Annotated in this window: 17 protein-coding genes and 1 pseudogene; 9 read left to right on the forward strand and 9 right to left on the reverse strand. The window is 70.9% G+C overall.

What is annotated here, in order from left to right; genetic code table 11:
• Nucleotides 1-1,047: an AraC family transcriptional regulator gene (locus ACIN94_RS21085; RefSeq protein WP_400708436.1), complete on the reverse strand. Its 1,047-nt coding sequence runs from the start codon at nt 1,045-1,047 to the stop codon at nt 1-3.
• 89 nt (nt 1,048-1,136) lie between these two features.
• On the opposite strand from ACIN94_RS21085, the gene ACIN94_RS21090 reads away from it, so the two are divergent.
• Nucleotides 1,137-2,756 carry an alcohol dehydrogenase catalytic domain-containing protein gene (locus tag ACIN94_RS21090; protein ID WP_400708438.1) on the forward strand — a complete coding sequence of 540 codons (1,620 nt, stop codon included), beginning with the start codon at nt 1,137-1,139 and terminating at the stop codon, nt 2,754-2,756.
• Nucleotides 2,757-2,771: 15 nt separating this feature from the next.
• Nucleotides 2,772-3,416, forward strand: a complete 645-nt coding sequence (locus ACIN94_RS21095; protein WP_400708440.1) for an NUDIX domain-containing protein — start codon at nt 2,772-2,774, stop codon at nt 3,414-3,416.
• Here ACIN94_RS21095 and ACIN94_RS21100 read toward each other — a convergent pair.
• The gene (locus ACIN94_RS21100; protein ID WP_400708442.1) at nt 3,386-6,946 is read right to left on the reverse strand and encodes an indolepyruvate ferredoxin oxidoreductase family protein; all 3,561 of its coding nucleotides are present in this window, start codon (nt 6,944-6,946) and stop codon (nt 3,386-3,388) included. The two genes, ACIN94_RS21095 and ACIN94_RS21100, sit on opposite strands and share 31 nt — an antisense overlap.
• Nucleotides 6,947-7,060: 114 nt before the next feature.
• On the opposite strand from ACIN94_RS21100, the gene ACIN94_RS21105 reads away from it, so the two are divergent.
• Both ACIN94_RS21105 and ACIN94_RS21110 read left to right on the forward strand, forming a co-directional pair.
• Nucleotides 7,061-7,513 carry an Lrp/AsnC family transcriptional regulator gene (locus ACIN94_RS21105; RefSeq protein ID WP_400708444.1) on the forward strand — a complete coding sequence of 151 codons (453 nt, stop codon included), beginning with the start codon at nt 7,061-7,063 and terminating at the stop codon, nt 7,511-7,513.
• A 73-nt stretch (nt 7,514-7,586) separates the two neighbouring features.
• Nucleotides 7,587-8,123 (forward strand): NUDIX hydrolase family protein, encoded by a 537-nt coding sequence (locus ACIN94_RS21110; RefSeq protein ID WP_400708446.1) that lies wholly within the window; start codon nt 7,587-7,589, stop codon nt 8,121-8,123.
• A gap of 221 nt (nt 8,124-8,344) precedes the next feature.
• Here ACIN94_RS21110 and ACIN94_RS21115 read toward each other — a convergent pair whose 3' ends face one another.
• Together ACIN94_RS21115 and ACIN94_RS21120 are read right to left on the reverse strand one after the other, a co-directional pair.
• Nucleotides 8,345-8,539 carry a DUF397 domain-containing protein gene (locus tag ACIN94_RS21115; RefSeq protein WP_400708448.1) on the reverse strand — a complete coding sequence of 65 codons (195 nt, stop codon included), beginning with the start codon at nt 8,537-8,539 and terminating at the stop codon, nt 8,345-8,347.
• Complete coding sequence (locus ACIN94_RS21120; RefSeq protein ID WP_400708450.1) at nt 8,530-9,354, reverse strand: Scr1 family TA system antitoxin-like transcriptional regulator; 825 nt, start codon at nt 9,352-9,354, stop codon at nt 8,530-8,532. Before ACIN94_RS21120 ends, ACIN94_RS21115 begins: the two co-directional genes overlap by 10 nt.
• Nucleotides 9,355-9,530: 176 nt before the next feature.
• On the opposite strand from ACIN94_RS21120, the gene ACIN94_RS21125 reads away from it, so the two are divergent.
• Nucleotides 9,531-9,989: a hypothetical protein gene (locus tag ACIN94_RS21125; RefSeq protein WP_400708452.1), complete on the forward strand. Its 459-nt coding sequence runs from the start codon at nt 9,531-9,533 to the stop codon at nt 9,987-9,989.
• Between the two features lie 228 nt (nt 9,990-10,217).
• Nucleotides 10,218-11,138 (forward strand): endonuclease/exonuclease/phosphatase family protein, encoded by a 921-nt coding sequence (locus ACIN94_RS21130; protein WP_400708454.1) that lies wholly within the window; start codon nt 10,218-10,220, stop codon nt 11,136-11,138.
• A gap of 153 nt (nt 11,139-11,291) precedes the next feature.
• Here ACIN94_RS21130 and eda read toward each other — a convergent pair whose 3' ends face one another.
• From eda to zwf, 4 genes are all read right to left on the reverse strand, one after another.
• Entirely contained in the window at nt 11,292-11,903 is a 612-nt protein-coding gene (gene eda, locus ACIN94_RS21135) for a bifunctional 4-hydroxy-2-oxoglutarate aldolase/2-dehydro-3-deoxy-phosphogluconate aldolase (RefSeq protein WP_400708456.1), read from the reverse strand.
• Nucleotides 11,900-12,856, reverse strand: a complete 957-nt coding sequence (gene glk / locus ACIN94_RS21140; RefSeq protein WP_400708458.1) for a glucokinase — start codon at nt 12,854-12,856, stop codon at nt 11,900-11,902. The genes eda and glk overlap by 4 nt, the downstream gene beginning before the upstream one ends.
• A 70-nt stretch (nt 12,857-12,926) precedes the next feature.
• Complete coding sequence (gene edd, locus ACIN94_RS21145; RefSeq protein WP_400708460.1) at nt 12,927-14,870, reverse strand: phosphogluconate dehydratase; 1,944 nt, start codon at nt 14,868-14,870, stop codon at nt 12,927-12,929.
• Nucleotides 14,867-16,342 (reverse strand): glucose-6-phosphate dehydrogenase, encoded by a 1,476-nt coding sequence (zwf, locus tag ACIN94_RS21150; protein WP_400708462.1) that lies wholly within the window; start codon nt 16,340-16,342, stop codon nt 14,867-14,869. The genes edd and zwf overlap by 4 nt, the downstream gene beginning before the upstream one ends.
• 144 nt (nt 16,343-16,486) lie before the next feature.
• On the opposite strand from zwf, the gene ACIN94_RS21155 reads away from it, so the two are divergent.
• Complete coding sequence (locus ACIN94_RS21155) at nt 16,487-17,665, forward strand: ROK family protein (RefSeq protein WP_400708464.1); 1,179 nt, start codon at nt 16,487-16,489, stop codon at nt 17,663-17,665.
• 170 nt (nt 17,666-17,835) lie between these two features.
• On the opposite strand, the gene ACIN94_RS21160 is transcribed toward ACIN94_RS21155, so the two are convergent.
• The gene (locus tag ACIN94_RS21160; RefSeq protein ID WP_400708466.1) at nt 17,836-18,030 is read right to left on the reverse strand and encodes a CsbD family protein; all 195 of its coding nucleotides are present in this window, start codon (nt 18,028-18,030) and stop codon (nt 17,836-17,838) included.
• 74 nt (nt 18,031-18,104) lie between these two features.
• Between ACIN94_RS21160 and ACIN94_RS21165 the strand changes: the two genes are divergently transcribed.
• Both ACIN94_RS21165 and ACIN94_RS21170 read left to right on the forward strand, forming a co-directional pair.
• A complete protein-coding gene (locus tag ACIN94_RS21165; protein ID WP_400708468.1) occupies nt 18,105-18,773 on the forward strand; it encodes a hypothetical protein in 669 nt (222 codons plus the stop codon).
• Between the two features lie 121 nt (nt 18,774-18,894).
• Nucleotides 18,895-19,278: pseudogene (locus ACIN94_RS21170) on the forward strand (Tn3 family transposase); the annotation flags it as partial.
• Nucleotides 19,279-19,398: the final 120 nt, after the last annotated feature.

The following is a 19,398-nucleotide window of genomic DNA, read 5'->3' on the forward strand; positions in this document are numbered from 1 at the left end:
CTACGGCGACCTGTCCGGCCTTGACGATCTGGAGCGCGCCCGCCGGGTCTGGAAAGTGGGCCGCCGAGCCGGGTTTCGAGATCCGGGGGCTGGAGCGGTGCCTACCGCTGTTCGGCCCGTAGGCGGGCAGCCCAGGCGGCGGTATTTGCCGGGGGCCATGCCGTACTCGCGCCTGAAGGCGTTGGCGAAGGCGAACTCCGAGCCGTAGCCGACCGCGGCGGCGATCTCGCTCAGCACGGCGTCGGAGTCGCGCAGCATGCGCGCGGCCGTGCCCAGCCGCCACCAGGTCAGATAGGTCAGCGGCGGCTGCCCGACGAACTGGGTGAACCGGCGGGAGAACGCCGCGCGGGACAGCCCGGCGCGGCGGCCGAGCGACTCGACCGTCCACGGGTGGGCAGGGTCGCGGTGGATGCCGTCGAGCGCGGCGCTGACGGCCGGGTCGGCCAGCGCGGCGGCCCAGCTGCCAACCTTGCAGTGCTCCATCGAGACGTTGAACCAGGCACGCAGGATGTACAGCAGCAGCATGTCCAGCAGTGCCGACACCACCATGTCCGCGCCTGGCCGCGGGTCGTCGATCTCCTTGCCGAGCAGTTCGACGGCGGCGCGCAGCTCGGTGTTGTGCCCCAGCCTGGCGGGCAGGTGGATCATCTCGGGCAGCCCTCTGAGCAGCGGATGCGCCCGGCTGGAGTCGAGCTGGTAGCCGCCGCAGAGCGTCACGGTGACGGGCCCGGTGCCCTCCATAGAGGCAGAGGCGAATAGCTCGGCGTGGGCATAGGGGTCACAGTCGGGCTCCGCGATGGGGCTGGTGGGCGAGTCGGCCAGCGCGTAGCCGTGCCCGTGGGGGAAGAACAGCACGTCGCCCGTCCCGACCGGGATCGGCTCGCCCTCCGGCGGGATCGCCCAGCACGAGCCCTGTAGCACGACCTGGAAGCCCGCCAAGCCAGGCGCTGACGGGAACCGCTGCCCCCACGGCGCCGGCCACTCGACACGCGCCGAGCGCGGCACGCCCATGCGCATGGAGGCGATCACGTCGCTCAGCACGTCCACGGTGTAAGTCTAACGCAGGAGACGATCACGTATAAATTGTAGACAGAAGCGCATTGGACGCCTCACACAGGGCTCCTATGGTTGACGGCATGACAAAAATCCTGGTCAGCGGGGCGACCGGCACGATCGGCCGCCCTCTGGTGAACCAACTTGAAGACGCGGGCGCCGACGTGCGCACGGTGACGAGGCAGCTGACCGACCCGGTCACGCTGGAGGCGGCTCTCGACGGTGTCGACGCGGTGTTCCTGCTGTGGCCGTTCGCCTCGGCTGAGGGCACCCGCGAGGTGCTGGAGCTGATCGGGGCGCGGCGGGTGGTCTACCTGTCCTCGGCCGCCGCCCGCCCGCACGAGGTCGAGATCGAGCGCCTGATCGCTGGGACCGCCCGGGAGTGGACGGTGCTGCGCCCGCACGCGTTCGCGGCCAACACCTTGCGGTGGGCCGAGCAGGTCCGCGCGGGCGTCGTGCGGCAGCCGTACGGCGACGCGGCCTTTTCCCCCATCCACGAGCGGGACGTCGCAGCCGTCGCGGTGCGCGCGCTGCTCGATGAAGGGCACCATGGCGCGGTCTACACGCTGACCGGACCCCGGCCGCTGACCCAGCGGGAGCAGGCGCGGGCGATCGGTACCGCGATCGGCCGGCCGGTGCGCTGGGAGGAGGAGCCTCCGGAGGAGGCGAGGCTACGACTGCTCGGGCTGGGGTGGCCCGCGCCGGCCGTGGACGGGATGCTGCGCGGTCTCGCCGAGCCCGGCCCGGCCACCGAGACCGTGGAGGAGGTCACCGGAGCGCCCGCGAGCACGTTCGAGACGTGGGCGAGCGAGCACGCCGCGGACTTCCTCGGCACCATGCGGGCCGCCCGCATCCACGGGTACGGCGACGCCTCGGTGATCTCGCTGGACGAGGTGCCGGTGCCGAAGCCTGGGCCGGGCGAGGTGCTCATCAGGGTGGCCGCGACGTCGTTCAACCCGTCGGAGGTCGGCCTACGGATGGGCCTGCTGCAGGACGTGCTCGGCGTCACGCTGCCGCACACGCTCGGCTGGGACGTCGCGGGCACTGTGGTCACCGGGGCGGGTGACCTCGCCCCCGGCGACCGAGTGATCGGGCTCATCGACGGGGCGGCGGCCGAGTACGCGGTCGCGAAGGCGGGTGTGCTGGCCAGGGCACCGGAGCGGATCCCGCTGGCGGACGCGGCTGCCGTGCCGGTGGCCGGGCTCACCGCGTGGCAGGCGGTCTTTGAGCATGCCCGCATCGGCCGCGGCAGCCGGGTGCTGGTCAACGGGGCCGGCGGCGGCGTCGGGCTGTTTGCCGTGCAGCTGGCCAAGCATGCGGGCGCGCACGTGGTGGCGACCGCCAGCCCGCGCAGCGCCGCTGCCGTGCGGGCGCTGGGCGCCGACGAGGTCGTCGACTACACCACCGCTCCGCTGCCGGGCGGCAACGACGTGCTGATCAACCTGGTGGCCGACGTGCCCGCCTCGGTGACCCGGCTGGCCAAGGAGTTCGTTTCGATCACCCAGCCGATCGAGCATCCGCGCGCCGTCCAGTTCGTGGCCCGCAACGACCCAGGCCAGCTGACCGAGCTCGTGGCGCTGATCGACAAGGGCGTGGTGGACGTCAAGGCGGACGCTCGCCCGCTGGGGTCCCTGGCAGACCTGCACCGCGAAGCCGAGCGCGGCCTTATCCGCGGAAAAGTCACGCTGAAGGTGGAGAAATGATCAAGATCGGCATCATTGTCGGCAGCACGCGGCCGGGACGGCGGCGGCGTGCGGGCGGCCGAGCACCTGCGGCAGGTGCTCGGCCAGGTCAAGGTGGCCGACGTCCAGGCGGCCGTGGAACTGTTGATGGTGGCCGGCTTCTGCACTGACCGAAAGGAACCTTCTGTGAAGGAACGGGTACGAGCCATCCTCATCACGCCCGGCGGAAATCTGCTGACCATCAAGCGGGTCCGGCCCCGGATGGAGCCGTACTGGGTGCTCCCAGGCGGTGGCGTCGAGCGAGATGACGTGAGCCTGGAGGCGGCGCTGCACCGGGAGGTCCGCGAGGAAGTGGCGGGCGTTGCCACCATCCACTCCCTGATCCATGTCCTGGAGCAGGATGATCGGCAGTACTTCTTCCTCGCCCGGATTCACACCTGGGATGCGGACCTCCGCAGCGGCCCGGAGTTCACCGACCCCACTCGGGGCCGGTATCTGGTGGAAGAGATCCCGCTGACGCCCGCAGGCATCGCCCGGATCGTCCTGAAGCCCGAGCCGGTCGCGGAGCTGCTGGCCGAGCACGCTGCAGACGTGTTCCAACTCGCCGACCTGAGGCAGGACCGTCGACGCTCCGGACACATGACCCAAGATCAACGCACATCGGGGGCGCCCGGTCCTTGAGTGTCGTTCAGCTGACCGAGGATGGCCTCGGCAGCAGTGCGGTACTTGGCCACGTTGCGCATCTTCACGTGCTCGTAGCCCCGGATCATGTCCGGCAGCTCCGCCAGCTCGCGGACCTGGTCCTCGGTCTCCGGGCGCAGGTGTGAAAGGGCGCTGAGCACGTCGCGGGTGTACTCGGTGACGAGCGCGCGCTCGGTCCTGCGCACCCCGGCCATGCCGAACGGGTCCAGCCGGGTGCCGCGCAGCCCCCGCATGCCGTACAGCAGGCGGAAGGCCGGGTCGAACCAGGTGCCGAGGCGGATCTTGCGGTCCATGCCCAGGGCGCGGAAGACCGGGGGGTGCAGGTTGTAGGAGATCTTCGCCCCGGGGCCGAACTCGGCGGCGATCCGGGCCCGCTCGGCCGGGTCGAGGTGGAGCCGGGCCACCTCGTACTCGTCCTTGTAGGCCATCAGGCGGTGCAGCTGCCGGGCGTAGGCCTCGGTGATCGGGGAGCGCCCGTCCGAGACCTCCCGCTCCCTGTCGAGGACCGCGCGGACCGCGTCGGCGTAGCGGGTGGCGTAGCGCAGGTTCTGGTAGGCGGCCAGATCGGGCACCCGTACCGCCAGGATCCGGTGCAGTTCGGTGCCGGGGGCGGCGATCGAGGCGACGAGCGCGGTGACCTCGGGGCTCGGCGGCTGCTCGGCCGGGGCCGGGGAGCCGGTCGCGCGCACCACGGCCTCCGGGTCGGCGACGACGGCCCGGCCCCAGTGGAAGGCGGCGACCGTCCGGTCCGCGGCCTTGCCGCCGCCCAGGCGGATGGCCCGCTCGATCGACTCCAGGCTCAGCGGGATGAGGCCGCGCTGCCAGGCCGCGCCGACCACGACCGTGTTGGCGGGCATGTGGTCGCCGAACAGCTTCTGGGCGACGTCCTCGGCGTCGAGGTAGACGTTCAGCTCGCGCAGGGTGCGCGACTCCAGCGCGCCGACCGGCGAGCCGAGGCCGGTGACGTGCGTGGCCGGGTCGAGGACCATGGAGCCGGTGGGGGTCAGGCTGGTGGAGACCACCGCGACGGTCCGGTCGGGGTCGGCGCCGCCCAGCTGCTTGGGATCGGTGGCGCCGATCAGGTCGAGCGCGAGGTAGGCGTCCACGCCGGCGGTCCCGGCCTGCCCGGTCCGGTCGTCGTCGCCGTCGAAGATCCGGATGTCGGAGACGACCGTGCCGCCCTTCTGGGCCAGGCCGGTCTGGTCGAGTCCGCGCGACTGCCTGCCGTCGAGCATCGCGGCGGTGCCGAGAATCTGCGCCACCGACAACACGCCAGTGCCGCCGATGCCCACCAGCCGGATCGTCGTCTCCCCGGTGCGGAACTCGGGCGTGGGCATCTGCGGAGGAGCCGGTACGGCGGCACGCCCCTTGGCCGTCTTGCCCGGCACGATGGTCAGGAAGGAGGGGCAGTCCCCCTCCACGCAGGAGTAGTCCTTGTTGCAGGACGACTGGTGGATCTCGGTCTTGCGGCCGAACTCGGTCTCCACCGGCAGCACCGACAGGCACTCGGACTTCTGCCCGCAGTCGCCGCAGCCCTCGCACACCCGCTGGTTGATCGCCACCCGTTTGGCCGGGTCGGGCAGGTCGCCCTTCTTGCGTAGCCGCCGCTTCTCGGCCGCGCACTGCTGGTCGTGGACCAGCACGGTCACCCCGGGCGTCGCGGCCAGCTCGCGCTGCGCGTCCTCCAGCGCGGTCCGGTCGCGGACCTCGGCGATCCGCGCGAGCTTGACCCCCCGGTAGCGCTCGGGTTCGTCGGTGGTGACGATCACGCGGCGCACGCCCTCCGTCTCCAGCCAGCGGGTCAGGTCGGCCACCGCGAGGGACGGGGTGATCGTCTGGCCGCCGGTCATGGCGATGGCGCTGTTGTAGAGCAGCTTGTAGGTGATGTTGACGCCCGCGCCCACGGTGGCGCGGATGGCGAGCGAGCCGGAGTGGTGGAAGGTGCCGTCGCCCAGGTTCTGGAAGATGTGCGGGGTGTCGGTGAACGGCGCCTGGCCGATCCACTGCGTGCCCTCGCCGCCCATCTGGGTCAGGCCCGTCAGCGTGCCCTTGCCCTCGCGGTTGAGCACCACCATCGTGTGGCAGCCGATCCCCGCGCCCACCGGGGCGTTGTCCGGGACGGCGGTGGAGCGGTTGTGCGGGCAGCCCGAGCAGAAGAACGGGGTGCGCTGGGGGCCGAGCAGCTTCAGCGGGGCCGGACGGGAGATCACGGTCAGACCCTTGGAGATCCGGTCGCGCACCTCCGGCGTGAACCGCTCGTCGGCGCCGGCCGGGGAGGCTCCGTCCGCGGCGTGGTTGTCCAGGCCCTTGCGGCGCAGCCGGAAGGCGATCGCCTTGGCGGCCAGGTCGGCGTTGACGCCCCCGGACCGCGGGATCAGGGAAGCGCCGTTCTCGTCGAGTTTGCCCAGGACGCGCGGGGCATCGGCGGTGCCGTACAGGACGTCCTTGACCAGGGTCTCCAGCAGCGGGCCCTTCTCCTCGACGACCATGATCTCCTCCAGGTCGCGCGCGAAGGTCCGGACGACTTCCGGCTCCAGCGGCCAGATCATGCCGATCTTGAGGATGCGGATGCCGAGCTCGGCCGGGTCCACGCCCAGCTTGCGGAACCCCTCGCGCACGTCGTGGTAGGCCGTGCCGGAGGCGACGATGCCGAGCCAGGCGTCCCGGGGGTTCACGGTGATCTGGTTGAGGTTGTTCTCCCTGGCGTAGGCGCGGGCCAGCTCCAGCCGCGGGCCGACCAGCGTGCGCTCCATCTCCAGCGACCAGGGGGTGAGCAGGGTGGCGTCCGGCGTGTGCCGGTAGGGCTTGCCCTCGTACTCGACGACCGGCATGACGGGGACCACCCGGCCGGGGCCGACGCCGACCGAGCCGGTGGCGTCCATCACGTTGGTGACCGCCTTCACTCCCACCCACAGACCGCTGGCCCGGGAGGCCGCGATCGCGTGGCGGCCCAGATCGAGCAGTTCCTGGACGCTGCCCGGGTGGATGATCGGCATGCCCAGCGCGGCGAGCGCGCTCTCGGTGGCCGAGGGCAGCGTCGAGGACTTGCAGGTCGGGTCGTCGCCGCAGAAGGCGATCAGGCCGCCTTGGGGGTGGGCGCCGACGAAGTTGCCGTGCCGCAGGGCGTCAGCCGCGCGGTCGACGCCGGGGGCCTTGCCGTACCAGACCCCCAGGACGCCCGCCTTACGCGGGCTGGGAAGTGTGGGCACGAGCTGGCTGCCCCAGACGACGGTGGCGCCCAGCTCCTCGTTCTGGCCCGGCCGGTGGACGACGTCGAGCGGCTCGGCGTGCTTGCGCGAGCGGGCGAGCTCCTGGTCGAAGCCGCCGAGCGGGGAGCCGGGGTAGCCCGACACCATCGTGCCCGTGTTGAGGCCGGCGGAGCGGTCGGCGCGCATCTGGTCGAGGATCACGCGGACCAGTGCCTGCGTCCCGGTCATGAAGACCTGCCCGTCCTCGAGGACGTAGCGGTCCTCGGGGGTCACCTCACGGGCGTCGGAGATGATCGTCATGATCGTGGTCCTGTCTGTCTTGCGCCGTTTCGATTCTCGCAAGGTTATGCCAGACAGGGCGAAATTCGATGTCAACATTTGTAGCGATTAACAGGTTGGTTAGCATCTATTGCCATGGATGCAACTGATCGCGCAATTCTTGGTCTTCTACAGGTGGAGGGGCGGCTCAGCAACCTCGAACTCGCCGAGCGGGTACGGCTGACCCCGTCGCCCTGCCTGCGCCGGGTCCGCAACCTGGAGGAGTCGGGGGTGATCACCGGCTACCGCGCCGTGGTCGACCCGGCCGCCGTCGGGCGCGGGTTCCAGGTCCTCGCCTACGTCGAGCTGGAGGGGCAGGACGCCGAGACCGTCACCGCCTTCGAGGAGGCCGTCATGAAGATCGACGACGTGGTCGAGTGCCTGGGCATGTTCGGGCGCCCCGACTACGTGCTGCGGATCGCCGTGCCCGACATGGAGTCCTACAGCCAGCTCTGCCTGGAGAAGCTCGGCCGCCTGCCCGGCCTGGACAAGCTCACCTCTCAGATCGCCATGAAGGCCATCAAGCCGGGTGGTGTCCTGCCGCTCTGACCGTCAGCGTGGCACGACCGGCCAGGCTCAGGAGTGATCGTGTCCCGAGCCGGTCGGGAAGTACGATCGACCAATGACCGAAACGACCGAAACCGCGCCCGGCTGGCTCACTCCCGAGGAGTTGGAGCTGACGCGTGCGCGGATGCCGATCCTCTACGTCGACGCCGTGCCGGTACGGGTCGACGACACCGGACTGGTCACGCATGTCGGCCTGCTGCTGCGCATCGGCTCGGACGGGACGGTCAGCCGTGCCCTCGTGTCCGGGCGCGTGCATCACCATGAACGCGTCCGCGACGCGCTCATGCGCCACCTGGAGAAGGACCTCGGCCCCGTGGCGCTGCCCCGCGTCCCGGCCTCTCCGCAGCCGTTCACCATCGCCGAGTACTTCCCGACACCGGGCATCACGCCCTACCACGATTCCCGGCAGCACGCGGTGTCCCTTGCCTACGTCGTCCCGGTCGCGGGAGACTGCCGTCCCCGGCAGGACGCCCTCGACCTTGTCTGGTTCACCCCGCAGGAGGCCGCGTCACCGCTGGTGCAGCAGGAGATGTCCGGCGGGCAGGACGTCCTGCTGAAGCAGGCACTCGCGCACGTCGGCTGCCTTCCCTGACATTCCGGGGGCCGCCACGGTGACCCGGCCTCCGGAGCGGAGCGGCGCGGGATGTGCGGTGGAGGGGATTGGTGGAGGGGTGCCCGGCGTCATGGCGCCGGGTGGATCTCGACGGCGGCGCAGGCCGGCCGGGTGTCACGGAACGGAGACAACCGTCACCACGAATCCCTCCGAAAGACTCGTGGAAGCCGGGTCCGACGTCACCGTCGACCGCCCCGACCCTAGACGGAGTCGGTCTTGATCCGGGTCAGGAAGTCACTCCACACGGTGGGGGAGAACAGCAGGGCGGGGCCGTCGGGGTTCTTGCTGTCGCGGACGGCGACGACGCCGGGGAGGTTGACGGCCACCTCGACGCACTCGCCGCCGTTGCCGTTGCTGCGGCTGCTCTTGCGCCACCGGGCACCGGTCAGATCCATGAACTCATCCTCTTCTCGATAAAGGCCGCGGAGGCGGCCTGGGGAAGTGCCCAGGAACGCAGTGCGTCGAACTGGGCGGAAAGGGGGTCGACCCTGGCGGGATCGGTCAGGAGCTGCGCGTTCTCCGCGTTCTCCATGTACACCACGTCGGGCGCTCCTTTGAAGGAGAGGACCAACATGGGTCCGGCCAGCCCGGGATAGGCCCCCACCTCGAACGGGATCACCTGAAGGGTGACCCGTGGCCGTGCCGTCGCCTCCAGGAGGTGCTCGAGCTGCTCGCGCATCACCCGGGCACCGCCGATGGGGCGGGCCAGCACGGCCTCGTCCAGCAGGACGAAGAGAATCGGTGGTTCGGGCCGGTCCAGCAGCCGTTGCCGCTGCATCCGCACCGTCACCATCTCCTCCACCTGCTCGTTGGTGTCGAACGGCCGACCCAGCCGGGTCAGCGTCCGTGCGTAGTCCTCGGTCTGTAACAGCCCCGGCACCACCGCGAGCTGGTAGTTGCGGAGCGTGCGCGCCTCCCACTCCAGCTCGAACAGTGAGCGGACCCAGGTGGGCGACGACTCCCGGCCGATCAGCGGCCAGAGTTTGATGAGCGCTCCGCCCGTCTCCAGCACCTCGTCGCACCGTTGCGCGAACTTCCTGGTCGGGGCCCGCACCGCGGTCTCGACCAGGCCCACCAGCGAAGTGGAGTAAGCCGTCCGCTTCGCGAGCTCCTGCTGGCTCCAGCCCATGGCCTCGCGCAGCCGACGCAGTTCGGAGCCCCAGTAGGCCATCACGCTGGCGCTGGGGTCCAGCTCGTTTGGGGCGGGCATGCGTGCTCCCGTCCTTTCGGGTCCTACATGTGCCGGGGTGGGTCCCACAGGGAAACCCAACCAAGATGCATGTGTCTCTTAGTAATCGAGCACCTACCGAAAGTAATCATCTCACGGCACCCTGTGAAGAGGAAACGACTCAACGTTTTCCCCCGAACATTGAAAGGAGGTGGGCAATGGCGAACCTCCGAGGTGTGCTCGCGGGAACGCCCGCCGTGCATGCCGCGTGCCTGCTCCGTGACGAGCTGGAACAACATGGTGTGGAAGGCGATGTCCACGACGGCTACGGCCTGGCCCTGGTGTCGGTCTGGGCCGACCTGGTGGTCTGGACCGACGGCATGGTCTACCGGTGGTGGGCCGGATGCCTGGCCCCGCGGACCAGGCAGCGGCTCTACGCCGTGTACGGCATGGACAACCCGGCCGCCGTCGCCCGCGCGGTGATGCTGCGTTACGCCGAACTCAGGGAGAACCACCCGCGCTCCGGGCTGATCGCCGAAGCCCTGCTGTCGTACCCGTACGGGCGGGAAGGGGGGCTGGCCGGCCTTCTCCGCCCGGCCATCGCGATCGCCGGGCGCGACGACCGGATACGCGTCCCCGCGGCGCCCCTGCCGCTGGAGGCCATGCACGGTCACTGACGGGACCTGGTCATTGACGAGACCTGCTCATGGCGCGACCCGCCCGGCGGACAGGCCGGACCGGTAGCCCGTCCGTCCAGGTGTCCGCCGCGACACGGCTGACTTCCCGCGGTGCCCACCGGCGGCATGATGGACTACTCCGGTGAAGGCCGCTGGGATCCGCGGCAGCCGAAGGGACCTCTCATCATCGTCGTGTGGCCGCGTTTTCGAGGTGGGCTGACAGCAGCCGTGGGCGCGTCGGTCGCCCTCGTCCTGCTGGGTCACCGGTTGCTGCCGAACTGGCGGGGCATGGGCAACACACTCGACAGCGGTCTGCCGTGGCTGGGCCTCGCGGTCCCCGTCCTGGCCCTGGTCGCGTTCGCCCGATGGTCATGGCTCGCGCTGGCCGGAGCCGTGATCCCGGCCGTGATGTGGGCGATGATGTTCGGGCCGCCTTTCGTCCGCGCCCCCGGCACCGGCACCGGGCCACGGGATCTGCGCGTGGTCCACCAGAACGTCGACTACACCAACAGTGATCTGGCGGCGACCGCCAGGGCCCTGCGGGCCACCGACGCCGACATTCTCGTGGCCGTCGAGGTCCCCGACGACCCGGTGCTGATGGACGGGACGGTCGACCCCGACTTCGCCAGGGAGATCAATCCCGGCTACCCGTACCGGTTCCCGGACAACCCGGGGGTGGCGGTGTGGAGCCGGTATCCCGTCGAAGGCCGGCCCCAGCCCGTGCCCGGGGTGGTGCGTTCACGGCATGCGATCATCCGCACGCCACAGGGATCGGTCAGCCTCTACGCGGTGCATGTGGCGTCCTTCCGCCCCGACCAGCCAGCCCTCATCGCGAACCGCAACGCGGAGGTGGAGGCCCTGGCCCGCGCGGTCCAGGGGGATCCCAGCCACCGGATCATCGTCGTCGGCGACCTGAACACCGCCACCACCGACCGGGAGCTGAGCCGTCTCACCGCGCTCCTGCCGTCCGTCGCGGACAGGGCCGGCACCGGTCTGCAGTTCACCTGGCCCTCGACCCTGCCCGTCGTCCGCCTGGACCACGTGCTCACGCGAGGTTTCACCGTCCTTGACAGCCGGGTGCTGTCGAGGACGACCAGCGATCACCGCGCGATCCTGGCCGATCTGAGAGCCTCCGCCACTGACGACTGACGAGGGAGGCCCATGACCGCCGGGTAAGGCGGTCATGGGCCGGGTCCCATGAGCGGCACACCGGGTCACGGTGACTCATGGCCGCACGCGGACCTGGGGAGGAAGTGGCCCGCATGCGAGGTTGTGGGTCCGGCAAGGGACTACCGGCCGGGGCTAACGGAGCGCGGCCGCCTCGGCGGCCAGCTTCTCGATCCGGGCGTAGTCACCGCGGGCCAGCGCGTCGGCCGGGGTGAGCCAGGTCCCGCCCACGCAGCCGACGTTCGGCAGCGCGAGGTAGTCGGGGGCCGTCGCGAGCCTGATCCCGCCCGTCGGGCAGAACCGGACGTCGGGCAGCGGGCCGCCCAGCGCCTTGAGGTACGGCAGGCCCCCGGCGGCCTCGGCGGGGAAGAACTTCATCTCCGTCAGCCCGCGTTCCGCCAGCGCCATGACCTCCGACGCGGTCGCCACGCCGGGCAGGAACGGCACGCCGCTCGCCTCCATGGCGTCCAGCAGCTTCGGTGTGCTGCCGGGGCTGACCAGGAACCGGGCGCCGGCCGCAACGGAGGCCGCCACGTCGGCCGGGGTGCGGACCGTGCCGGCGCCGATCACCGCGTCGGGCACCTCGGCGGCGATCCGCTCGACGGCCTCCAGGGCGGCAGCCGTACGGAGGGTCACCTCGATGACCGGCAGGCCGCCCGCCACCAGGGCACGCGCCAGGGGCACCGCGGTCTCCGGATCGTCGATCACGACGACCGGGACAACTGGGGCGATATCCAGCAAACTCATGCATACTCCATATCCGACAGGCGCTGATTCAACCAGGCCGCCGCACCGACCAGCGCGGGCTGGGGGGCCACGATCAGGGTCGTGGCGATGGCGGACAGGTAGTCGTTCAGCATCGGGGTGGTCTCGAACCGGCGGCGGAAGCCGCTGGCGGCGATCCGGTTAACGATACGGGGCAGCACGCCGCCCCCAAGGTAGACGCCGCCCCGGGCGCCCATGGTCAGTGCCACGTTCCCGGCGAAGGTGCCGAGCATGCCGCAGAAGACCTCGATGGTCTCCGCGCACAGCGAGTCGTCCATCCTGGCCACGATGTCCGAGGCGGACAGCCGCGGCGCGTCCACGCCGTGCACCAGCGCCAGGCCCCGGTGCAGCCGGGTCAGCCCCGGCCCCGACAGCAGGTGCTCGGCCACCACGTGGTCCAGGCCGTCCGCGCGCAGTGCCTGGACGATCGCGTGGTCCCGCTCGTCCAGGACCGGCACGGTGACGTGCCCGCCCTCGCCGGGTACCGGCACCCAGCCCCGCCCCGTGGGTACCAGACCGCCCACGCCGAGCCCGGTCCCCGGTCCCAGCACGGCCTTGACCCCGTGCGAGGGCTCGGGCCCGCCCAGGGAGATCAGGTCGTCGGCGCCCAGGTGCGGCAGGGACGCCGCCAGGGCCTCGAAGTCGTTGAGCAGCTCGGTGTCCGGGATTCCCAGGTCGCGTACCGAGCCCGTCCACCCGGCGTTGGTGAGCCGGTAACGGTCACCCTCGATGGGCCCGGCGATCGCGATACAGGCCGCTCCCGGCTGAACTCCGCCCGCATGCTCTGCGAGATAGGCGGCTACGGCTTCGGGAAGCCCTTCGTGATCCGCTCCGGCCAGTACGGCCACCGCCTCCGGCTGCCCGCCCCGCTCCGTGACGAGCCCGAACCGGGCATTGGTGCCACCGATGTCGGCGACGAGCCAGGGAAGGCTCACCGGGCCTCCTTCGCCGGGCTCCAGGGCGAGACCGCCTGCCCGTGACGCGCGTGTGAGCTGGTCTGCCCGTTCAAGCCCGGGCTCCGTTCACCGCGCTGCCGGCGACGCCTCCGGCGTGGCCGTTCAGGGCGAAGATTCCGGCGCCGCGCTCGGCGGGGGCCGCCGTACGGCGGAAGGCGGCGAACAGCTCACGGCCGGTGCCCACCCACTGGTCGTCGGTGAGCGGCGCGCCCTGCGGCGTACGGGCGGCCAGTTCCCCGGCCGGGACCAGCAGCTCCAGGGTGCCCGCGGTGGAGTCGAGACGGATCGGGTCGCCGTCCTGGACCAGCGCGATCGGACCGCCGTGGGCGGCCTCGGGCGACAGGTGGATGGCGGCCGGCACCTTGCCCGACGCGCCGGACATGCGGCCGTCGGTGACGATCGCCACCCGCTGCCCCCGGTCCAGCAGCACCGCCAGCGGCGGGGTGAGCTTGTGCAGCTCGGGCATGCCGTTCGCGCTCGGCCCCTGGTAGCGGATGACCGCCACGAAGTCCTGCCCGTCCAGCTCGCCCGCCTCGAAGGCGCGCAGCAGCTCCAGCTGGTCGTCGAAGACCTTCGCGGGGGCCTCGATGACCAGGTGCTCGTCCTTGACGGCGGAGACCTTGCTGACCGCGCGGCCCAGGTTGCCGTCGAGCATGTGGATGCCGCCGTCGGGGGAGAACGCGTCGCTCACCGGCCGGAGCACGTCGAGGTCGGTGCTGCCGCCGGTGCGCTCCTGCCAGACCAGCTCGCCGTCCTTGAGCTCGGCGGATGAGCGGTAGTGGTCCAGCCCGCGTCCGGCGACCGTCAGCACGTCGCGGTGGAGCAGCCCGGCGTCCAGCAGGTCGCCGATGAGCACCTGCATGCCGCCGGCGGCCTGGAAGTGGTTCACGTCCGCCTGCCCGTTGGGGTACATGCGGGTGAGCAGCGGCACCACCTTCGACAGTGCGGCCAGGTCGTCCCAGAGCAGCTCGATGCCGGCGGCCGCGGCGATGGCGACGATGTGCATGGTGTGGTTGGTCGAACCGCCGGTGGCCAGCAGCGCCACGCAGGCGTTGATGATCGCCTTCTCGTCGACGACCCGGCCCACGGGGGTGTACTCGTCGCCGTGCGCGGTCAGCTCGACCGCGCGCCTGCCCGCGGCCGCCGTCAGGGCCTCGCGCAGCTCGGTGCGCGGGTTGACGAAGGTCGAGCCCGGCAGGTGCAGGCCCATGACCTCGATCATGACCTGGTTGGAGTTGGCGGTGCCGTAGAAGGTGCAGGTGCCGGCGGAGTGGTAGGACTTCGACTCGGCGTCGAGCAGCTCTTCCTTGCCGACCTTGCCCTCGGCGAACAGCTGCCGCGTGCGGGCCTTGACCTTGTTGGGCAGGCCGGAGGACATCGGCCCGGCCGGTACGAACACCGCCGGCAGGTGGCCGAAGTGCAGCGCGCCGATCAGCAGGCCCGGCACGATCTTGTCGCACACGCCGAGCATGAGGGAGGCGTCGAACATGTCGTGCGAGAGGGCGATGGCGGTGGCCATCGCGATGACCTCGCGGCTGTAGAGCGACAGCTCCATGCCCGCGCGGCCCTGCGTGATGCCGTCGCACATCGCGGGCACGCCACCGGCGAACTGCGCGACCCCGCCCGCCTTGCGGACGGCCGCCTTGAGGATCGGCGGGTAGGTCTCGTACGGCTGGTGCGCCGACAGCATGTCGTTGTAGCTCGACACGATCGCCACGCCCGGCTTGACGTTGGCCCGCAGGTCCAGCTTGTCGGCCTTGCCCGCGGCAGCGAAGCCGTGGGCCAGGTTGGCGCAGCCCAGGCTCGCCCGGGCCGGCCCACGCCGCCGGGCCGCCTCGGCCTCGGCGTCGAGCCGTGTCAGATAGGCGGTACGGCTGGCGCGGCTGCGCTCGGTCAGGCGGTCGGTGATCTCCTGGATCACGGGGTTCACCCGGCCTCCTCCTCCGTCGTCGGTTCGGTCTGTGTGGTCGGCTCGGTTGGCGCCGCTGTTCATGCGAGGTCCTTCTCGTGCCAGGCGCGGCCGCTACGGCCGATGAGTTCGTGCGCTCCGGCGGGGCCGGAGGTGCCGGCCGGGTACGGCTCGGGCGGCGTGCCGTACGACTCCCACTCGCTGAGAATCGGGTCGATCCAGCGCCAGGCGGCCTCGACCTCGTCGCGCCGCATGAACAGGGTCGGGTTGCCGGTCAGGACGTCCATGAGCAGCCGCTCGTAGGCCTCGGGGACCCGGGTGGTGAAGGTCTGGGCGAAGCTCAGGCTGAGCGGGACCGGCTTGAGGGCCACCTCGCCCGCGCCCGGCTCCTTGGCCATGATGTGCAGCTCGATGCCCTCGCTGGGCTGCAGCCGGAGGATCAGCCGGTTGGGCGCGCCGCCCGGGAAGATCGAGTGGGGCACGTCCTTGAACTGCACCACGATCTCCGAGCACCGGTACGGCATGCGCTTGCCGGTGCGCAGGTAGAACGGGACGCCCGCCCAGCGCCAGTTCCTCACCTCGGCGCGGATCGCGGCGAAGGTCTCCACCCGGTGCGAGGCCTCGGTCGGCGCGGTGCTGTCGGGCTCGTCGAGGTAGCCGGGGACCGGCACGTCACCGGACGCGCCCGCGGTGTACTGGCCGCGGACGGTGAAACGGTCCACCTCGCCGCCGATGATCGGCCGCAGCGACTCCAGGACCTTGACCTTCTCGTCGCGTATCGACTCGCGGTCGTTGCGCGCCGGCGGCTCCATCGCGACCAGGCAGAGCAGCTGGAGCAGGTGGTTCTGCACCATGTCGCGCAGCGCGCCCGCGTGGTCGTAGTAGCCGCGGCGGCCCGGCGTGCCCACGGTCTCGGAGACGGTGATCTGGACGTGGTCGATCCACAGGGAGTTCCAGATCGGCTCCAGGAACGCGTTGGCGAACCGGAGGACGAGCAGGTTCTGGACCGTCTCCTTGCCCAGGTAGTGATCGATGCGGTAGATCTGCCGCTCGTCGAAGATGGCGCCGACCTCGTCGTTGATGCGCTGCGCGCTGGCCAGGTCGCGGCCGAGGGGCTTCTCCAGCACCACCCGCGAGGCGGGGGTCACCAGACCGGCGCGGTTCAGCTCCCGGCAGAACGGACCGAACGTCATGGGCGGGCTGGCCAGGTAGAACACCCGGTCACGCTGCTCGTGCCCGGCGAGCAGGCCGGTGATCTTCGCCCAGCCGGTCATGTCCTCGCCGCTGATGTCGATCGTGACGTGGTGCAGGCGGCCGAGGAAGCGCTGCCAGGTGTCCAGGTCGTCCATCGGCACGGAGTCCCGTACCTCGGCGTCCACCTTGCCGCGGAAGTCGGCGTCGTCGAGCCCGCCGCGGGACATCGCGATGATCCGGGTCTCGGGGGAGAGGCGGCCGTCCCGGTCGCAGTGATAGAGCGCGGGGAGCAGCTTCCGCATGGAGAGGTCACCTGTACCGCCGAAGACGATCAGGTCGGCGGATTGCGGGTTCTCGGACATGGGGAGTGCTCCGTGGTGATTACCGAAATTGGGGACGGAACGGACACTAGCCATATCTTGCGCTCTACACAAGCGGAGTTTTGTCATCTGAGATGAGAAAGGTTGAAGTTTTCATTCCCTAAGCAGGTGTGGTTCACTGGGCCGATGCCTCGACGTCCCGCTGCCGCGCTTGCCACCAGCGGTGAGGTGCTATGCCTCATCCGCACCGGTGAGGCTGTCACGCGCGCGGACATAGGGCGGGTCACCGGTCTGTCCCGGCCCGCCGTCTCGCTGCGCGTCACCGAACTACTGGACCGGGGCCTCATCGTGGAGGACAGCGAGGGCCCCTCCACCGGCGGACGGCCACCCACCCGGCTGGTCTTCAACGCCTCCGGCGGAGTCGTACTGGTCGCCTCGCTGGGCGCGAGCCGCGCGCAGATCGCCGTCTGCGACCTCGCGGGCCACGAGCTGGCCCGCACCAGCCTGGACGTCGACGTGGAGGAGGGCCCGGACGTCGTCCTCCCCCTGGTCATGGACACCTGGGACGATCTGCTCGGCGATCGGCCGACCTCCCCGGTGCGCGGCGTCGGCCTGGGCGTCCCCGCCACGGTCGAGTTCGCGGCCGGCCGTACCGAGAGCGCCCGCATCATGGCGAGCTGGACCGGCGTCGCCGTCCCGCCGATCATCGCCGAGCGCTTCCCCGTCCCTATCTTCCTCGACAACGACGTGAACGTCATCGCGATCGGCGAGCACCGTGCCGTCTACGCGGGCGAGGCCGACGACCTGCTGTTCATCAAGGTCTCCACCCGGATCGGCTCCGGCATCATCGCGGGCGGCGAGATCCTGCGCGGCGCGCTCGGCGCGGCCGGGGAGATCGGGCACATCCCGGTCCGCGACGGCGGGGGAGTGCTGTGCCGGTGCGGCAACATCGACTGCGTCGACTCGGTGGCCAGCGGCACCGCGATCCTGCGTGACCTGCGCGCCCGGGGGCGCGACGTGAAGACGCTGGACGACATGGTGAGCCTGGTCCGGGCCGGCGACGCCGAGACCATGTCCGTGGTCCGCGACGCCGCCCGGATGCTCGGTGAGGTCGTCGCCAGCGCCGTCAACCTGCTCAACCCCGCCGTGGTCGTCCTGGGCGGCGACGTGGCCGAGACCTTCCAGCCCATGGTGTCCGGCGTACGCGAGGTCGTCCACCGCCGCTCGACGGCCCTGTCCACCCGTAACCTGCGGATCGAACGGAGCCGCCTCGGCCCCGGCGCCGGCATCGTCGGCTGCGCCCACATGGTCCTCGACCACATCCTCTCGCCAGAGGCGGTCGACGCCTTTCCGCGCTCGGGCTGACGCCCGGCGGTGAGCCGCCGGCTCACCGGCTCCTTCAGAAAATTCCGTATCCGGCTGCCCGGCTCCGTCCCCGGTGGCGCGGGCAGGTGCGCCGACCGCGAGGACACACCGCGGCGGAAGCCCCCGAGAATCGGGGCCTCCGCCGCGGTTCCGATTGGTCCGCCCGGCGGTCAGTGCTTGAAGGCGTCCTTGACCTTCTTAATGCTGTCCTTCGCCTTCTCCCCGGCCTGCTTGAGGCGGCTGCCCGCCTGGTCGGCCTTGCCCTCGGCCTCCAGCCGCTCGTTGCCGGTGACACGGCCGGCGCCCTCCTTGACCTTGCCCCCGAGCTCTTCGGCCTTGTTCTTCGCCTTGTCGTCAGCACCCATGGTGTGATTCCTCCCGTTGCGCGAAGTTCTCTCCGTGCAGTGATACTTAGTGTCCGCAAACGAGAGGGGTAAACATGGGCCGCGCGGTCCCCGCGGTGACGGTGAACGACATGTCCGTGTGGAACGGGCGACCCCCCTGGAAAGTCCTGCTCCTCTGTGGGGCCTCCGGGACGGGCAAGAGCCAGATCAGCTACCCGCTGGCGCGGCACTACGGGATCCCGATCGTCGAGGTGGACGATCTCATCGAGGCGCTGCTGGCCATGACCACGCCCGAACAGCAGCCACTCCTGCACCACTGGCGTACCCATCCCGAAGCCGCGCGGCTGCCTCCGGACGACATCGTCGGTCTGCAGGTCGCCATCGCCGAGGCGCTCGTCCCCGCCGTGGACGCGATCGTGGGCAACCACCTGGAGACCGACACCCCGGTGGTCATCGAAGGGGACTACCTGCTGCCCACCTTTGCCGTACGCGACAGCTTCGCCGGAATCCCCGCCGACGGGCAGGTCGCCGCTCTGGTCCTCCACGAGCCGGACGAGGCCCAGCTCGTGGCGAACTACCGGCACCGCGAACCTGACCACGGCGAGCAGTTCCACCGCGCCCGGGTGAGCGCCCTGTACGGCGAGCACCTGGCCGCTCAGGCCGCCGAGGCAGGCGTCCCGGTGGTCACCGCCCGCCCCTGGCCCGACGTGCTCGGACGGGTCATCGCCGCCCTCGGCACGCCCTCCCCGCTGGGGCAGCGGTAGCCGTTCCGAAGGAAGCGGCGGAGTGGGTCCTGGCACACCCCGTCATCACCAGCCGGCACACGCTGCCGCTGATGGTCGCCCGAGGCCAGGGCCTGGTTGTGGAGGCCGCCGCCGACCTGAACGTCCACCGCTGGACCGGCAGCTCACCGTGCAAGAGTCCCGCCACAAGCTGGCCCGCGACGTGTGCCACGGCAAGCGCGGCACCATCCACCAGGCGTACCGCGACGGAATGGAGGACCAGCTCGGCGCGCTCGGCCTGGTCCTCAACGCCGTCGTGCTCTGGACCACCCGCTACATCGACGCCGCCGTCGCCCAGCTCCGCGCCGAGGGCTACGAGATCCGTAACGAGGATGTCGCCCGGCTCTCCCCGCTCAAGCACCGCAACCTCAACGTGCTCGGCCGCTACAGCTTCACCGCGTCCGTCCCGCGCGAAGGACTGCGGCCCTTGCGCAACCCGGACGCGGTCGAGCTGGACGATGATGACGATGGTGGCGAGGACGTGTAGTTGTCGTCAGTCCGCTGGTCGTGTCTTCAGCGTGATCTGGCGTGGAACCCCGGGCGTTCACGCCCGGGAGGAAACGACAGCGCGGGAGGGCCGCCAAGGCCCGAGCGGTGTGGTGACCGG

Origin of the sequence: Streptosporangium sp. NPDC087985 (genome assembly GCF_044741965.1) — a bacterium.
GTDB lineage: Bacteria > Actinomycetota > Actinomycetes > Streptosporangiales > Streptosporangiaceae > Streptosporangium.

Coding starts and splice junctions, on each gene's coding strand:
- ACIN94_RS21090 (WP_400708438.1), top strand. CDS start 1,137: ATGACAAAAATCCTGGTCAGCGGGGCGACCGGCACGATCGGCCGCCCT.
- ACIN94_RS21100 (WP_400708442.1), bottom strand. CDS start 6,946: ATGACGATCATCTCCGACGCCCGTGAGGTGACCCCCGAGGACCGCTAC.
- ACIN94_RS21105 (WP_400708444.1), top strand. CDS start 7,061: ATGGATGCAACTGATCGCGCAATTCTTGGTCTTCTACAGGTGGAGGGG.
- ACIN94_RS21110 (WP_400708446.1), top strand. CDS start 7,587: ATGACCGAAACGACCGAAACCGCGCCCGGCTGGCTCACTCCCGAGGAG.
- ACIN94_RS21115 (WP_400708448.1), bottom strand. CDS start 8,539: ATGGATCTGACCGGTGCCCGGTGGCGCAAGAGCAGCCGCAGCAACGGC.
- ACIN94_RS21120 (WP_400708450.1), bottom strand. CDS start 9,354: ATGCCCGCCCCAAACGAGCTGGACCCCAGCGCCAGCGTGATGGCCTAC.
- ACIN94_RS21125 (WP_400708452.1), top strand. CDS start 9,531: ATGGCGAACCTCCGAGGTGTGCTCGCGGGAACGCCCGCCGTGCATGCC.
- eda (WP_400708456.1), bottom strand. CDS start 11,903: ATGAGTTTGCTGGATATCGCCCCAGTTGTCCCGGTCGTCGTGATCGAC.
- edd (WP_400708460.1), bottom strand. CDS start 14,870: ATGAACAGCGGCGCCAACCGAGCCGACCACACAGACCGAACCGACGAC.
- zwf (WP_400708462.1), bottom strand. CDS start 16,342: ATGTCCGAGAACCCGCAATCCGCCGACCTGATCGTCTTCGGCGGTACA.
- ACIN94_RS21155 (WP_400708464.1), top strand. CDS start 16,487: ATGCCTCGACGTCCCGCTGCCGCGCTTGCCACCAGCGGTGAGGTGCTA.
- ACIN94_RS21160 (WP_400708466.1), bottom strand. CDS start 18,030: ATGGGTGCTGACGACAAGGCGAAGAACAAGGCCGAAGAGCTCGGGGGC.
- ACIN94_RS21165 (WP_400708468.1), top strand. CDS start 18,105: ATGGGCCGCGCGGTCCCCGCGGTGACGGTGAACGACATGTCCGTGTGG.